Genomic DNA, 15800 nt, shown 5'->3' on the forward strand with positions numbered 1-15800 from the left:
ACGTACCGGAGCTGCGATGCTGAATGCCGGCACCGGAGACTGCGCCACGAAGTCGTCGCGAGGCAGAGGGTCCGAAGTCGGGGTCTGTAGGGGGGAAAGCTCCCGAGAGAACGCCAAACGGGGCGCTGGAAGGCGTCACATATACTTATTCACTAGCGACGGCTTCCAGTGCCCCGTCCGATTGAATGCATGTTTGAAAAACCCCCGGCGGCAACCCGCGCGGGAAGTTTCGGGCTGTCTTCCGCTTCGGATCGTCTTCTTTACATCCCGTTCCTCGGCACTAGGTGGCTAGATGCAAGCTTTCGGGAAACGCGTCAGGCGGCTTTTCACTTGGGATTGCTGCCATGCGCCGGATGAAGGAGTGAAACCAGGATGGCGAACGATATCTTGCAGGCGGACGAGACGCTGCGCACGTTGCGGGCCGAGGTGCCGGTCAGCGCGACGCTGCATGTGTGGTTGAAGGCGACGGGCAGCGATGAGCCCGGCACCATGGCGTTCATTCTCGACGGCGAGAAGATCGGCGACGTCTCGGTCAGCAATTGCGAGGAATATGTTTTCCGGCCCTTCGTCGCGGTGAGCGGTGGTAATCTCTCCTGCGTCTACGATACCGCTACCACGGCCGTTTCCGTCGCCTACTTCTTCAACGCGGCGGAGGTTGTCGACAAGGGCATTACCGTCATGCACACCAGCGTCGCAAATGCCCCAGCGCCCGTGCCGCACGGTTATCACTTCCGCCCACCCTTCGGCTGGATGAATGATCCGAACGGTTTTGGCAGGTTCGACGGGCGTCCGCATCTGTTCTACCAGCACTATTCGCACGGGCTTCGCTGGAACACGATGCATTGGGGACATGCGATCTCCACCGATTACATCCACTGGCACCATATGCCGATCTTCCTGTTTCCTTCCGAGGACCTGACGGCGCGCCCGGATCGACGCGGCGGCGCCTTTTCCGGCTCTGCCATTCCACTGGAAAACGCCGCCGGCATCCGTGTTTTCTTCACCGAGCAGGTGAGCGAACGGATTCCGGAAACGCAGATCCAGTTGACGGCAACGTCGCACAACATCATCACCGCCAGCCAGGCCGAAGTGATCCTGGCAAACCGGCCGTCCGGCCTGGGACTGACACTCGATTTCCGCGACCCTTACGTGGTCAAGGGCCCCGACGGCCTCTGGAAAATGGTTCTTGGCAGTCTCAGCCATCAGGGTGGTGTCATCCTGCTTTACGAGACGGATGATCCGGCAGCGGCGACGGGCTGGCGTTTCGTCGGCACGCTTCTGCTCGAGGACCGGTTCGGTACTGCCGTCATCGAATGCCCGTGCCTCATCCCCCTGGACGGGCCGGTCGAGGGAGCTGAGACCCGCTGGGCGCTGATTTATGGTCTGATGAACAGCCTGGAGACGAAAACGGGACGCAAGAATTTAACACTCATTATCGTGGGTCGGTTCGATGGCGTCCGCTTCCATCGCGAATTCGAACAGGAACTCGATTTCGGAACCGACAACTATGCCTTCCAGGCCTTTGTCGACCAGGATACGGCGGTCGGCATCGGCTGGCTGGCAAACTGGGCCGATGTGTCCCACACGATCGATTTCCCGACCGCCATGACCCTGCCGCGCAATCTGCTGCTGCGGGGCAATGAAGTTCTGACGCCGCCCGTTCCGGCGGTCGAGACTTTGCGGGCGGGCATGATCGATGACAGCCGGCTGATGGCCGGGGAGACCGTGGCGCTGGACAACGGTGCGGTCGAGATTGTCCTCGACCTGACCGGGCCGGGCGCGGCGGTTGAACTGGCATTCGGCCACCCGCTGGTCACGCTTGGCGTCGGCGTCAACGAAGAGGGGCTGTTGATCAGCTATGCTGCGCCCGGGCAGGAGCAAGGACCGCGTTACATTGCCACCGGCGCCAAGCCGCAGAACCTGCGCATTTTCCTGGATGTCGGCTCGATCGAAGTCTTCGCCGATGGCGGCCGCTGGGCAGGAACGAAACGGATCGAGGGTTTCGAGCCGCTGCAGTCCGTGCGCGTCGTCTCAGGCGTTCGTGCCATCCGATCGGCGCGCGTCTACGCCTTAAAACTGAACCGCGCAACCTGACTGCGATGCGGGAGAAGCTTCGAATTCATCTAAAAACGTCTCTTTAACGTTTACCGGTTAGTAATCTCTCCGAGTGTGAGAGACCTGAGCGATGCGTATTGCGTTTATCGTCGCCCTACTGCTTCTTGCGGGGTGCGCGACCGCGCCGAGAGAAACAAGAAATGCCTGCGCGATTTTCGAGCAGCGTGATGGCTGGTTCAACAACTGGCAGCGCGCCGCCGAGCATGCGGAGCGGCAATATGGCGTTCCCGTGCCGATCCTGATGGCGACGATCTATACCGAATCCGGCTTCCGCCCGAATGCCCGCCCGCCGCGCACCAAGCTGTTCGGTTTCATTCCCTGGAAGCGCCAGTCGACGGCCTATGGCTTCTCGCAGGCGCTGAACGGCACGTGGTCGCAGTACAAGCGCGAGACCGGCCATTGGATGGCGCGCCGGACGAAATTCTCCGACGCAATCCACTTCGTTGCCTGGTACCACAACCAGAGCAGCAGGAAGAACGGCATCGCCCGCAACGACGCCTACAATCTTTACCTCGCCTACTATCTGGGAGACGGCGGCTACGCCAAGGGCGCCTGGCGCGGCAATGCGCAGTTGCAGCGCGCCGCGCAACGCTCGGCAAACATTGCCCGCGCCTATGCCAAGCAGTTGCGCTCCTGCGACTGACCGGGATGCCTCACTTTGAAAACGCAGGATCCCAATAGGGCGGGGTGCCGAACACGGCACGCAGATGATCGGCGAGCGCCCGCAGCTTGACGGAGGGGCGCCTGCCTTCGGGGTGGGCGATATGGATATATTCGAGCTCGGGCTGAACGCCGATGTCGATGGTTTCAAGTGTTCCGGCTTCCACCGCTTCCCCGACCGCGAACATCGGCACGAGCGCAATCCCCAGCCCGGCGACGGCCGCGTCCCGGATCATGTCGCCGTTGTTGACACCGAATCCCATCTGCCCGCGGAGAAGGACTGTGCCGGCGGCAGTCGGAAAGCGCCAGTCGGCGACGCCGCGGTTTGTGTAGAAGATGCCGCGGTGCCGTTCGAGCTCCTCGATCGAACCCGGCCTTCCATTTTCCCTGATATAAGCCGGGGAGGCTACCAGCACCCGGCGGCTCGGCGCCAGCCGCCAGGCCATCAGCCGCGAATCGGCGATCGGTCCGTTGCGCACAACGGCATCGTAACCGTCGGCGGCCGCATCGACCCGCCGGTCATCGAGGTCAAGCGTCAGATGAAGCTTGGGATGCGCCGAGAGGAACGGGTAGAGCGCCGGCCCGAGATGCATGCGCCCGAAGGTCACCGGCGCCGAGATCCGCAAGGGGCCCGAAATCGTCCCGCGCCGCTCGGCCATGTCGGCTGTTGCCTCATCGATCTCCTGCAGGATGCGATTGGCGCGCTCGAGGAAGGCGTGGCCGTCTTCTGTGAGCGTCAGCTTACGCGTCGTGCGATGCAGGAGCGTTGCACCCAGGCCACGCTCCAGCTCGGCCAGCCGTTCGCTGACCACCGATTTCGATAGCCTCAGACGCCGCGCGGCCTCGCTGATCGAACCGCTTTCAGCGACCGCGACAAAACTTGCAATGCCGTCGAGCTTCATCATCGTTCGGTTTTTCCGGATACGAGTTCCATGATTTGCAGACTAATCCGAACGAAGAAAGAAGGCCATATTCGCTTCAAGCAAGGGGTTTGAAGAGACTGCCAGACGGCACCTCGGCCCAAAGCAAAAGGGGATGAAGATCATGGAACGCCTGTCTGAGAAAGTTGCAATCGTCACCGGTGCCAGTGCCGGCATTGGTCGCGCCACCGCCAAGCTGTTCGCAGCCGAAGGTGCCAGGCTTGTCGTCGGCGCTCGCCGTCAGAACGAGCTCGATGAACTCGTCGCAGAAATCAAGGCCGAAGGCGGCGAGGCCGTCGCCCTTGCCGGCGACGTCCGTTCGGAGGATTACGCCAAGGGTCTGGTGGAACTGGCCGTCAGGACCTATGGTCGCCTGGATATCGCCTTCAACAATGCCGGAACGCTCGGCGAAGCCGGTCCTTCAACCGGTGTCTCCGAGCAGGGCTGGAGCGATGCCATTGCCATCAATCTGACCGGCTCGTTCCTCGGGGCCAAGCACCAGATTGCCGAAATGGTCAAGCATGGCGGCGGCTCGGTGATCTTCACCTCGACCTTCGTCGGTTACAGCTTTGCCTTCCCGGGTGTTGCCGCCTATGCAGCCTCGAAGGCCGGCCTGATTGGCCTGACACAGGCTCTTGCTGCCGAATTCGGCCCACAGGGCGTGCGTGTTAACGCCATCCTGCCAGGTGCCGTCGATACGGCGATGTACCGCGAGATGAACAGCCCGCCGGAATCGCAGTCCTTCATCACCAACCTGCATGCCCTGAAGCGCGTCGCAGCCCCAGAAGAGCTTGCCCGCTCGGTTCTGTTCCTCGCCTCAGACGATTCCGCCTTTGTGACCGGCACCGCCTCGCTCGTCGATGGCGGCGCCTCCATTACCCGCACCTGAGCTCTTTGCCAGAACGCAAACAGAAGGAACTTCATCATGTCACGCTTGCACAACAAGACAGCGCTGATCACCGGCGGCACCAGCGGCATCGGCCTTGAAACAGCCCGCCAGTTCATTGCCGAGGGTGCCCGCGTTGCGGTCACCGGCACCAATCCGGCAACCATCGAAGCCGCACGCGCCGAGCTCGGCGACAAGGCTCTTGTCATTCAGGCCAACGCCGGCGACGTCGCCGGACAGAAAGCGGTCGCAGAAGCGATCGAGAACGCCTTCGGCCATCTGGATATCCTGTTCGTCAACGCCGGTGCCGCCGATTTCCGCCCGATTGAACAGTTCGACGAAGAGGCATTCGATCGCTCGGTTGCCGTCAATGTCAAAGGCCCATTCTTCCTGATCCAGGCGCTTATGCCGATCCTTGCCAATCCGACCTCCATCGTGCTCAACACTTCGATCAATGCCCATATCGGCATGCCGAACACCAGCGTCTACGCCTTGACCAAGGCTGCGCTCCTGTCGTTCGCCAAGACGTTGTCCGGAGAGCTGATCGGCCGTGGTATCCGCGTAAATGCCGTCAGTCCCGGCCCGGTCGCAACGCCCCTTTACGGCAAGCTCGGCATGTCCGTCGCAGACACCGATGCCATGGCGGCGGCGAAGATCCCGGCCGGCCGATTTGGCAATCCGAGCGAAATCGCCAAGGCCGTGGTTTTCCTCGCCTCGGACGAATCGACTTACACCGTGGGCAGCGAACTCGTCATCGATGGTGGCATGAGCAACCTGTGAACCGACGTTCTGCGTGGCCCGGCATTTTCAAGCCGGGCCACGCAGTGGCGACTGCAACAGCACACAATTCAACATTTCCTTGAAATCGACGGTCAAAACGGGCAAAGCACCTGCCAACGACAGTTTCAGGGAAATTCATGAGCGCCGTGTCCCGCACCCCCCGTCTGCTCGACCATCTTGTGTTGCCGGTTACAGATCTTGCAACCGCCCGTGAGCGCTACGCGCAACTCGGCTTCACGGTCGCCGCCGATGCGCTTCACCCCTTCGGGACGGAAAACGCCTGCGTCTTCTTTGCAGACAAAACCTATCTCGAGCCGCTGGGCATCGCCAAGCGCGAGGAGTGCGAGGCCGCAGCGCTCGCGGGCAACGTCTTCGTCGCCCGCGATCAGGCCTACCGCTTTCGCCGGGGCCATGACGGGTTCTCGGCAATCGTGCTCAGCTCCGATGATGCCGCGGCCGATCATGCTCGCTTCCGCAAAGCCGGTATTTCGGCCGGCGAGTTGCTCGAATTTTCCCGCCCGATGAAGCTGCCGGACGGATCGCAGGCAACCGGCAGTTTCCGCCTTGCCTTTGCCGCCGACCTGCGCTCGCCGGATTTCTTCTTTTTTGCCTGTCAGCGCGTGGCGCCGCTTCCGTCCGACAGGTCGGCGCTCGAAACCCATGCCAACGGCGTCATCGGCCTCAGTGAAGTCGTCCTGTCCGAGCCGAACCCCACCGATTTCCAATACATCCTGCAGGAAGCGGTCGATGAGCGCGAGGTTTCCGCGCATTCCTTCGGCATGGACATCGAAACGCGCAACGGCGTCAAGATTTCCGTCCTCAATCAGGCCGGCATGTCCGGTTTCTTCGGCCGCAAGACCCCGGGCCATTCTCGCGGCCTGCGCGGTCGCGCCGTCGTCTTCACGGTCGCCGACTTGTCGGCGACCGAGCAACTTCTCACTGCCAACGCGGTGTCCTTCACCAGAAAAGACAATCGCCTGATTGTTCCGGAAGCGCCGGGGCAGGGCGTCATTTTCGCATTCGGAGAATAATCATGCAGGCAAATGCAAATGTGGTGGCCGGCAGCGGTGCCGGCCAAGTGGTGTTTTCCAATACCCGGAAACTGTCGCTGATCGCCGGACCCTGCCAGATGGAAAGCCGCGATCATGCCTTCATGATCGCCGGCAAGATGGTCGAGCTGTGCAAGTCGCTCGGCATCGGCCTCGTCTACAAATCCTCCTTCGACAAGGCCAACCGCACGTCGATCTCCGGCAAGCGCGGCATCGGGCTTGAGAATGCGATGGAAATCTTCGCTGACCTGAAGAAGGAATACGGCTTTCCCGTCCTCACCGACATTCATACCGAGGAACAGTGCGGCCTCGTCGCGCCGACGATCGACATCCTGCAGATCCCGGCCTTCCTCTGCCGCCAGACGGACCTCTTGGTGGCCGCTGCCAAGACCGGCCGTGTCATCAACGTCAAGAAGGGCCAGTTCCTCGCCCCCTGGGACATGAAGAACGTGCTTGCCAAGTTCACCGAGAGCGGCAATCCGAACGTCCTGCTGTGCGAGCGCGGCGCCTCCTTCGGCTACAACACGCTCGTCTCCGACATGCGTTCGCTGCCGATCATGGCTGGCCTAGGTGCGCCGGTGGTGTTCGATGCAACACACTCGGTGCAGCAGCCGGGCGGGCAGGGCTCGTCCTCGGGCGGCCAGCGCGAATTCGTCGAGACGCTTGCGCGTGCGGCGGTTGCCGTCGGCGTCGCCGGCGTGTTCATCGAGACGCACGAGGACCCGGACAACGCGCCGTCCGACGGACCGAATATGGTGCACCTGAAGGACATGCCGCGGCTTCTCGAGACGCTGCTTGCCTTCGACGCGATCGCCAAGCGCTGAATGCGGAGCTTTGTGAAATTTTCTTGAAGGCCGGGGCGAGGGCAGCAATTGCCGGCGCCCGCCATTGTATTTTCCGGGCCATGAATTATGACAGGCCATCCGTCCACCACCATGTTTGAAGCAGGGAAGAGATCATCATGACTGCAATCATCGACATCATCGGCCGCGAAATTCTCGACAGCCGGGGCAACCCGACCGTCGAAGTCGACGTCCATCTCGAAGACGGCAGCTTCGGCCGTGCCGCCGTTCCCTCGGGCGCTTCCACCGGCGCTCATGAAGCCGTCGAACTGCGCGATGGTGGAACGCGTTATCTCGGCAAGGGTGTCGAGAAGGCCGTCGAAGCCGTCAACGGCGAGATCTTCGAAGCCATCGGTGGTTTCGATGCCGAGGATCAGATCCTCATCGACAACACCATGATCGAGCTGGACGCCACGCCGAACAAGGCGCGTCTCGGCGCCAATGCAATCCTCGGCGTCTCGCTTGCCGTTTCCAAGGCCGCCGCCTCCGCCGCCGGCCTGCCGCTCTACCGCTATGTCGGTGGTCCGAACGCGCGGCTGCTGCCGGTGCCGATGATGAACATCATCAACGGCGGCGCCCACGCCGACAATCCGATCGACTTCCAGGAGTTCATGATCGTGCCGGTTGGCGCCGATACCGTGCGCGATGCCGTGCGCATGGGCTCGGAAGTGTTTCACACGCTGAAGAAGCAGCTTGCAGCCGACGGCCACAACACCAATGTCGGTGACGAAGGCGGTTTCGCGCCTGGTCTCGCATCGGCGCCCGCCGCTCTCGACTTCATCATGAAGTCGGTTGAAAAAGCCGGCTACCGTCCGGGGGAAGACGTCTTCATCGCGCTCGACTGCGCCTCGACGGAATTCTTCAAGGACGGCAAATATGTTCTCGAAGGCGAGGGCCGCACGCTCGAGCCGGGCGCCATGGCGGAATACCTTGCAGAGCTTGCCGGCAAATACCCGATCTTCTCGATCGAAGACGGCATGGCGGAAGATGACTGGGATGGCTGGAAGGCGCTGACCGACAAGATCGGCAGCAAGGTTCAACTCGTCGGCGACGACCTGTTCGTGACCAATTCAGCGCGTCTGCGCGACGGCATCAAGATGGGCGTTGCCAATTCGATCCTCGTCAAGGTCAACCAGATCGGATCGCTCTCGGAAACGCTCGATGCCGTCGAGACGGCGCACAAGGCACGCTATTCGGCCGTCATGTCGCATCGCTCGGGTGAAACCGAGGATTCGACCATCGCCGATCTCGCCGTTGCCACCAATTGCGGGCAGATCAAGACCGGTTCGCTGGCACGCTCCGACCGCACCGCGAAATACAACCAGCTGATCCGCATCGAAGAGCAGCTTGGCCCGCAGGCAAAATATGCCGGCCGGTCGATCCTGCGCGGCTGATACTCGCTCCTTTGACTGATGAAACCCGCGTCTGGAAACGGACGCGGGTTTTTTGTTGCCGCCGGTTATGGTCAACGGTCGGTTAATCAATGGCCGGTAGGATGCCGAGGTATTGCGTATCAGGGCATGATCGATGTGGACCAAACACCATAAGAAACGGAAGCTCGGGCGGTTTGTCATGCCGCTCATCGCCGTCGCCTTTCTCTCCTATTTCGGCTATCATTCCATCCATGGCGAGTTCGGATTGAAGGCAACGGAAAAATTCGACCGCCAGCGCGCCGAGCGCCAGACGCGTCTTGATGAACTGACCAAGCGGCGCAAGACGCTGGAAAAGGAAGTGGCGCTGCTGAGCGATGGTTCGCTCGAACGCGACATGCTGGACGAAAAGGCTCGCTTCGGGCTGAACATGTCGCGCGCCGACGAAATCGTGATATTTCATTGAATTTCGAATTAACCGAAATCAAGTTAATCGAATTTTGTTAAATAAAATCAATACTTTATAAAGAATATAAGCCATGCAAATATGGCATTGCTGTGGCGTCATTCTTTGCCTATGGTACCTGCAAAGGCAACCATCAGGGAGGAATGAATGGCCCCGCGAAAAACCGCGTCCGTTTCCAGCCGCAAAGCAGCCGCCAAACCCGCCACAGCCAAGCCCGCCAAGAAGGATTTCGTCAACGGTACCGTCGCCGAGTTCGATCGGGATGCCGATCTGAAGGCCTACCGCGAAATGCTTCTCATCCGCCGGTTCGAGGAAAAGGCCGGCCAGCTCTATGGCATGGGCTTCATCGGTGGTTTCTGTCACCTCTACATCGGCCAGGAAGCTGTCGTCGTCGGCATGCAGATGGCGCTCAAGGAAGGCGACCAGGTCATCACGGCCTATCGTGACCATGGCCATATGCTGGCCTGCGGGATGAGCGCACGCGGAGTCATGGCTGAACTCACCGGTCGTCGCAGCGGTCTTTCCCGCGGCAAGGGCGGCTCGATGCACATGTTCTCCAAGGAAAAGCATTTCTACGGCGGCCACGGCATCGTCGGTGCGCAGGTATCGCTCGGAACGGGCCTCGCCTTCGCCAACCGCTATCGCGGCAACGACAACGTCTCACTCGCCTATTTCGGCGACGGCGCTGCCAACCAGGGCCAGGTCTACGAGAGCTTCAACATGGCCGCTCTCTGGAAACTGCCGGTGATCTACATCGTCGAGAACAACCGCTACGCCATGGGTACCTCGGTATCGCGCGCTTCGGCCGGCCATGATTTCTCGCAGCGCGGCGTCGCACTCGGTATCCCGGGTTTCCAGGTCGACGGCATGGATGTTCGCGCGGTCAAGGCCGCCGGCGACGAGGCTGTCGAGCATTGCCGTGCCGGCAAGGGCCCGATCATCCTTGAAATGCAGACCTACCGCTATCGCGGCCACTCGATGTCCGACCCGGCGAAGTATCGCTCCAAGGACGAAGTGCAGAAGATGCGGTCCGAGCATGACCCGATCGAACAGGTGAAGGCGCGCATCCTCGAAAAGGGATGGGCAAGCGAGGACGACCTGAAGGCAATCGACAAGGATGTCCGCGACATCGTCGCCGACAGTGCCGATTTCGCCCAGGCCGATCCGGAGCCGGATGTATCCGAGCTCTACACCGACATCCTGCTTTAATCCGGGGGAGGACACTCCATGCCAATCGAAATTCTCATGCCCGCCCTTTCCCCGACGATGGAAGAAGGCACGCTCAGCAAATGGCTGAAAAACGAAGGTGACAAGGTTACCTCTGGCGACGTGATCGCCGAGATCGAGACCGACAAGGCGACCATGGAAGTGGAAGCCGTCGATGAAGGCACGATCGGCAAGATCCTGATTGCTGCCGGTACCGAAGGCGTCAAGGTCAACACGGCGATCGCTGTCCTGCTGCAGGACGGCGAAAGCGCCGGCGATATTGCCGCGCCCAAGGCTGCTGCTCCTGCCGCCGAGCCTGCCAAGGTCGAAGCGCCTGCTGCTGCCGCCGCACCCGTCGCCGCCCAGCCAAAGGTCGAAATTGCCGCTGATCCGGACATTCCGGCCGGCACCGAGATGGTCTCGACGACCGTGCGTGAAGCGCTTCGCGATGCGATGGCCGAAGAAATGCGCCGCAGTGACGATGTCTTCGTCATGGGTGAGGAAGTCGCCGAATACCAGGGCGCCTACAAGATCACGCAGGGCCTGCTGCAGGAATTCGGTCCCCGCCGCGTCGTCGATACGCCGATTACCGAGCACGGCTTTGCCGGCGTCGGCGTCGGTGCTGCGATGACCGGCCTCAGGCCGATCGTCGAGTTCATGACCTTCAACTTCGCCATGCAGGCGATCGACCACATCATCAACTCGGCCGCCAAGACGCTCTACATGTCCGGCGGCCAGATGGGTGCGCCGATGGTGTTCCGTGGCCCGAGCGGCGCTGCCGCCCGTGTCGGCGCACAGCACTCCCAGTGCTATGCCGCCTGGTACAGCCATGTTCCGGGCCTGAAAGTCATCATGCCGTATACGGCAGCCGACGCGAAGGGGCTCTTGAAGGCCGCAATCCGCGATCCGAACCCGGTGATCTTCCTTGAGAACGAAATCCTCTACGGCCATTCCTTCGACGTGCCGAAGATGGACGATTTCGTCCTGCCGATCGGCAAGGCACGTATTCATCGCACAGGCAAGGACGCGACCATCGTCTCCTTCGGTATCGGTATGACCTACGCGGTCAAGGCTGCGGCCGAACTCGAAAAGGAAGGCATCGACGTCGAGATCATCGACCTGCGCACGCTGCGTCCGATGGACCTGCCGACAGTGATCGAATCGGTGAAGAAGACCGGCCGTCTGGTGACTGTCGAGGAAGGCTTCCCGCAGTCCTCCGTCGGCACGGAAATCGCCACTCGCGTCATGCAGCAGGCGTTCGATTATCTCGATGCGCCGATCCTGACGATCGCCGGCAAGGATGTGCCGATGCCCTATGCCGCCAACCTTGAAAAGCTGGCCCTGCCGAATGTCGGCGAAGTCGTCGAGGCGGTGAAGACCGTCTGCTACAAGTAACCGGGAGGGAAGGTCATGCCGATCAATATCACCATGCCAGCCCTTTCGCCGACCATGGAAGAGGGCAACCTCGCCAAGTGGCTGGTCAAGGAAGGCGACAAGGTCTCCTCCGGCGACGTGATCGCCGAGATCGAAACCGACAAGGCGACGATGGAAGTCGAAGCCGTCGACGAGGGCACCGTTGCCAAGCTCGTCGTTCCCGCCGGCACTGAAGGCGTGAAGGTCAATGCCGTGATCGCCGTCCTTGCCGCCGAAGGCGAGGACGTGTCGGCCGCTGCTTCGGGCAATGGCGCTGCACCGGTCGCAAAAGCGGAAACTCCGAAGGCGGAAGCGGCCCCCGCTGCCAAGGTGGACGCGGCACCGGCCGCTGCTCCGGCTGCCGCCAAGGTGTCCGCACCAGCTTCATCCGACAACCGCACCTTCGCGTCGCCGCTCGCACGGCGGCTCGCCAAGGAAGCCGGCGTCGATGTCTCCGCCATCTCCGGCACCGGCCCGCACGGCCGCGTCGTCAAGAAGGATGTGGAAACGGCCGTCGCCGGCGGTGGTCTGAAGCCGGCCGCTGCGGCTGCTCCATCCGCTACTGCTCCGGCACCGGCGGCAGCACCGCTCGCCAAGGGCCCGTCGGACGAAGCCGTGCTCAAGAACTTCGCCGAAGGCTCCTACGAGCTCGTGCCGCATGACGGCATGCGCAAGACGATTGCCAAGCGCCTGCAGGAATCCAAGCAGACCATTCCGCATTTCTACGTTTCGGTGGATTGCGAGTTGGATGCACTTCTGGCCCTGCGTGCCCAGCTCAACGCCTCGGCACCCGAAAAGGACGGCAAGCCGGTCTACAAGCTGTCGGTCAACGACATGGTTATCAAGGCCATGGCGCTTGCCCTGCGCGACGTGCCGGAGGCCAACGTCTCCTGGACGGAAGCCAACATGGTCAAGCACAAGCACGCCGATGTCGGCGTTGCCGTGTCGATCCCGGGCGGGTTGATCACGCCGATCATCCGCAGCGCCGAGACCAAGAGCCTGTCGGCCATCTCCAACGAGATGAAGGATCTCGGCGCCCGCGCCAAGAGCCGCAAGCTGAAGCCTGAAGAGTATCAGGGCGGCACCACCGCCGTGTCCAACATGGGCATGATGGGCGTCAAGAACTTCTCCGCCGTCGTCAATCCGCCGCACGCGACGATCCTGGCGGTCGGCGCAGGCGAGGAACGCGTCGTCGTCAAGAAAGGCCAGATGGTCGTCGCCAACGTCATGACCGTGACGCTCTCGACCGACCACCGCGCCGTCGATGGGGCGCTCGGGGCAGAACTGCTCGGGGCCTTCAAGCGCTACATCGAAAACCCGATGGGCATGCTGGTGTAGGAAACCTCCCCCTAACCCCTCCCCGCAAGGGGGAGGGGGACACGGAGCGTGACGATGAAAACAGTCCTCTGCTACGGCGATAGTCTGACCTGGGGCTACGATGCCGAGACGCTCGGGCGTCACCGGCTGGAAGATCGCTGGCCAAGCGTCCTGCAAAAGGCGCTCGGTGACGGCGTTCACGTGATTGCCGAGGGGCTGAACGGCCGCACGACCGCTTTTGATGATCACCTTGCGGATTGCGACAGGAACGGCGCCCGCATCCTGCCGACGATCCTGCACAGCCACGATCCGGTTGATCTCGTCGTCATCCTGCTTGGCACCAACGACATGAAACCGGTGATCTGCGGCACGGCGGCCGGCGCGACGCAGGGCATGGAGCGGCTGATCGACCTGGTGCGGCACCACGCCTGGTCGTTCGACAGCGAAAACCAGCCGGAAATCCTGATCGTTGCGCCACCGGTCATCCGCGAGACGGCGAATGCCGCCTTCGCGGCCATGTTCGCCGGCAGCATCGAGCAGTCGGCAATGCTGGCGTCGCTCTATGCCGACCTCGCCGACGAAAAGGGATGCGGCTTCTTCGATGCCGGTTCGGTGGCCGCAACCACGCCGCTCGACGGCATTCATCTCGATGCCGAGAATACGCGCGCCATCGGACGCGGCCTCGAGCCGATGGTCCGGATGATGCTCGGGCTCTGAGTGTCGGCGGTGCTGGTTCTGCGGGCGGCAGAACGCAAGGATGCGGCCGAGCTGGCGGTGCTGGTCGATATCGCGTCGCATGGATTTGCGACCTGGCTCTGGTACGGAGCGGTGATGCGGGGGGATAAGGACACCGCCATGGAGCAGGGGCGGTCGAGAATGCGCAATGACCATGAGCCCGGCACCTGGAAGGACGCCACGGTGGCGGAATGGGATGGCGAGATTGCCGGCGTGTCGATCGGCTACGACCTTGAGGAAAGCGTTCGCGATATGGTCGCGCCGCATCCGGTGATCAAGCCGCTCCTGGATCTGCAGGTGACGGTGATCGGCAGCCGGTTCATCGACAGTCTCGGTGTCTACCGGCACCACCGCCGCAAGGGTATAGGGCGAGCGCTGCTTGCCCGCGAAATCGAAAAGGCCGAGGGCAGGCAGGTCAGCCTGATCACCGAAAGCCACAATAAGACGGCGCAGGCGCTTTATTTCGCCAGCGGATTCGTGGAGAAGGCGAGGCTTCCGGCCGTGCCGCTCTTTGAGGACAGCAAAAGGCATGACTGGGTCTTGCTTGCCCGGGACATGACCTAAGGAGAGGCAGGAAACAAGAATGGCAAATTCCTACGACGTCATCGTTATCGGCTCCGGTCCCGGCGGCTACATCGCGGCGATCCGCGCCGCACAACTGGGCCTTAAGACCGCCGTAGTTGAGCGCGAGCACCTGGCCGGCATCTGCTCCAACTGGGGCTGCATCCCGACGAAGGCACTGTTGCGGTCCGCTGAAGTGCTGCATCTGGCCGAACACGCCAAGAATTACGGCCTGACGCTCGAAGGCAAGGTGACGCCGGACCTGAAGGCGATCGTCGCCCGCTCGCGCGGCATTGCCGAGCGCATGAACGGCGGCGTCGGCTTCCTGATGAAGAAGAACAAGGTCGACGTCATCTGGGGTGAAGCCAAGCTCACCAAGCCGAACGAGATCGTCGTGGCGAAGACCACCAAGACCATCGTCCAGCCGCAGGCGCCGCTGCCGAAAAACACCCTGGGCGAGGGGACCTATACCGCCAAGCACATCATTATCGCGACCGGCGCGCGTCCGCGCGCGCTGCCCGGCATCGAGCCGGACGGCAAGCTGATCTGGACCTATTTCGAGGCGATGAACCCGGACCGCATGCCGAAGTCGCTGCTGGTCATGGGCTCGGGCGCCATCGGCATCGAGTTTGCCTCCTTCTACCGCACACTCGGCGTCGACGTCACGGTCGTCGAGCTGCTGCCGCAGGTCATGCCGGTCGAGGATGCGGAAATCTCCGCCTTCGCCAAGAAGCAGTTCGACAAGCAGGGCATGAAGATCATCCTCGACGCCAAGGTGACCAAGGTTGAAAAGGCGGCCGATTCGGTAACCGCCCATGTCGAGAAGAAGGACGGTTCGATCGAGAAGATCACCGCCGACCGGCTGATCTCGGCCATCGGCGTTCAGGGCAACATCGAGAACCTCGGCCTGGAAGCGCTCGGCGTGAAGACCGATCGCGGCTGCATCGTCATCGACGGCTATGGCAAGACCAATGTGCCGGGCGTCTATGCGATCGGCGACGTCGCCGGTCCGCCGATGCTTGCCCACAAGGCCGAGCACGAGGCGGTCATCTGCGTCGAAAAGATCGCCGGCCTGCCGCACGTGCATCCGATGGACAAGCTGAAGATCCCGGGCTGCACCTATTGCAACCCGCAGGTCGCCTCGGTCGGCCTGACGGAAGCCAAGGCCAAGGCAGAAGGCCGTGACATCCGCGTCGGCCGCTTCCCCTTCGTTGCCAATGGCAAGGCGATCGCGCTTGGCGAAGACCAGGGCATGGTCAAGACCATCTTCGACAAGAAGACCGGTGAACTGATCGGTGCGCATCTGGTCGGCGCCGAAGTTACCGAACTGATCCAGGGTTTCGTCGTCGCAATGAACCTCGAAACGACCGAGGAAGAACTGATGCACACGATCTTCCCGCACCCGACGATCTCGGAGACGCTGAAGGAAAGCGTGCTCGACGCCTATGGGCGTGCACTGAACGCTTGATTGTGTTACGGC

Annotated in this window: 15 protein-coding genes; 14 read left to right on the forward strand and 1 reads right to left on the reverse strand. The window is 62.0% G+C overall.

Translation table 11 applies throughout. From position 1 onward, the window contains the following. Positions 1-372: 372 nt before the first annotated feature. Complete coding sequence (locus tag A3AY_RS0107880; RefSeq protein ID WP_018325137.1) at positions 373-2094, forward strand: GH32 C-terminal domain-containing protein; 1722 nt, start codon at positions 373-375, stop codon at positions 2092-2094. A 91-nt stretch (positions 2095-2185) separates the two neighbouring features. Then, on the forward strand, positions 2186-2758 hold the full coding sequence (locus A3AY_RS0107885) for a transglycosylase SLT domain-containing protein (protein ID WP_018325138.1): 573 nt from the start codon (positions 2186-2188) through the stop codon (positions 2756-2758). Positions 2759-2768: 10 nt separating this feature from the next. Here A3AY_RS0107885 and A3AY_RS0107890 read toward each other — a convergent pair whose 3' ends face one another. After that, positions 2769-3680 (reverse strand): LysR family transcriptional regulator, encoded by a 912-nt coding sequence (locus A3AY_RS0107890; protein WP_018325139.1) that lies wholly within the window; start codon positions 3678-3680, stop codon positions 2769-2771. Positions 3681-3819: 139 nt separating this feature from the next. Here A3AY_RS0107890 and A3AY_RS0107895 point away from each other — a divergent pair, with 139 nt between their 5' ends. The 12 genes from A3AY_RS0107895 to lpdA all read left to right on the forward strand — a co-directional run bounded on the left by A3AY_RS0107895 (position 3820) and on the right by lpdA (position 15788). After that, a complete protein-coding gene (locus A3AY_RS0107895; RefSeq protein ID WP_026203223.1) occupies positions 3820-4584 on the forward strand; it encodes an SDR family oxidoreductase in 765 nt (254 codons plus the stop codon). A gap of 36 nt (positions 4585-4620) precedes the next feature. Continuing rightward, positions 4621-5361 (forward strand): SDR family oxidoreductase, encoded by a 741-nt coding sequence (locus A3AY_RS0107900; RefSeq protein ID WP_018325141.1) that lies wholly within the window; start codon positions 4621-4623, stop codon positions 5359-5361. Positions 5362-5498: 137 nt separating this feature from the next. Then, positions 5499-6392 carry a VOC family protein gene (locus A3AY_RS0107905; RefSeq protein ID WP_018325142.1) on the forward strand — a complete coding sequence of 298 codons (894 nt, stop codon included), beginning with the start codon at positions 5499-5501 and terminating at the stop codon, positions 6390-6392. Positions 6393-6394: 2 nt separating this feature from the next. After that, entirely contained in the window at positions 6395-7234 is an 840-nt protein-coding gene (gene kdsA, locus A3AY_RS0107910; protein WP_018325143.1) for a 3-deoxy-8-phosphooctulonate synthase, read from the forward strand. A 137-nt stretch (positions 7235-7371) separates the two neighbouring features. Next, on the forward strand, positions 7372-8646 hold the full coding sequence (gene eno / locus A3AY_RS0107915) for a phosphopyruvate hydratase (RefSeq protein ID WP_018325144.1): 1275 nt from the start codon (positions 7372-7374) through the stop codon (positions 8644-8646). Positions 8647-8779: 133 nt separating this feature from the next. After that, positions 8780-9088, forward strand: coding sequence for an FtsB family cell division protein (locus A3AY_RS0107920; protein WP_026203224.1), 309 nt, complete (start codon positions 8780-8782; stop codon positions 9086-9088). 147 nt (positions 9089-9235) lie between these two features. Continuing rightward, a complete protein-coding gene (gene pdhA, locus A3AY_RS0107925; protein ID WP_018325146.1) occupies positions 9236-10297 on the forward strand; it encodes a pyruvate dehydrogenase (acetyl-transferring) E1 component subunit alpha in 1062 nt (353 codons plus the stop codon). Positions 10298-10315: 18 nt separating this feature from the next. Continuing rightward, positions 10316-11689, forward strand: coding sequence for a pyruvate dehydrogenase complex E1 component subunit beta (locus A3AY_RS0107930; protein ID WP_018325147.1), 1374 nt, complete (start codon positions 10316-10318; stop codon positions 11687-11689). 15 nt (positions 11690-11704) lie between these two features. After that, positions 11705-13045: a pyruvate dehydrogenase complex dihydrolipoamide acetyltransferase gene (locus A3AY_RS0107935; RefSeq protein WP_018325148.1), complete on the forward strand. Its 1341-nt coding sequence runs from the start codon at positions 11705-11707 to the stop codon at positions 13043-13045. A 54-nt stretch (positions 13046-13099) separates the two neighbouring features. After that, positions 13100-13741, forward strand: coding sequence for an SGNH/GDSL hydrolase family protein (locus A3AY_RS0107940; protein WP_018325149.1), 642 nt, complete (start codon positions 13100-13102; stop codon positions 13739-13741). Continuing rightward, positions 13742-14323, forward strand: a complete 582-nt coding sequence (locus A3AY_RS0107945; RefSeq protein ID WP_018325150.1) for a GNAT family N-acetyltransferase — start codon at positions 13742-13744, stop codon at positions 14321-14323. Between the two features lie 19 nt (positions 14324-14342). Next, positions 14343-15788 (forward strand): dihydrolipoyl dehydrogenase, encoded by a 1446-nt coding sequence (gene lpdA / locus A3AY_RS0107950; protein WP_018325151.1) that lies wholly within the window; start codon positions 14343-14345, stop codon positions 15786-15788. The last annotated feature ends 12 nt before the right edge of the window (positions 15789-15800 follow it).

This window comes from Rhizobium giardinii bv. giardinii H152 (assembly GCF_000379605.1).
In the GTDB taxonomy this organism is placed as follows: domain Bacteria; phylum Pseudomonadota; class Alphaproteobacteria; order Rhizobiales; family Rhizobiaceae; genus Pararhizobium; species Pararhizobium giardinii.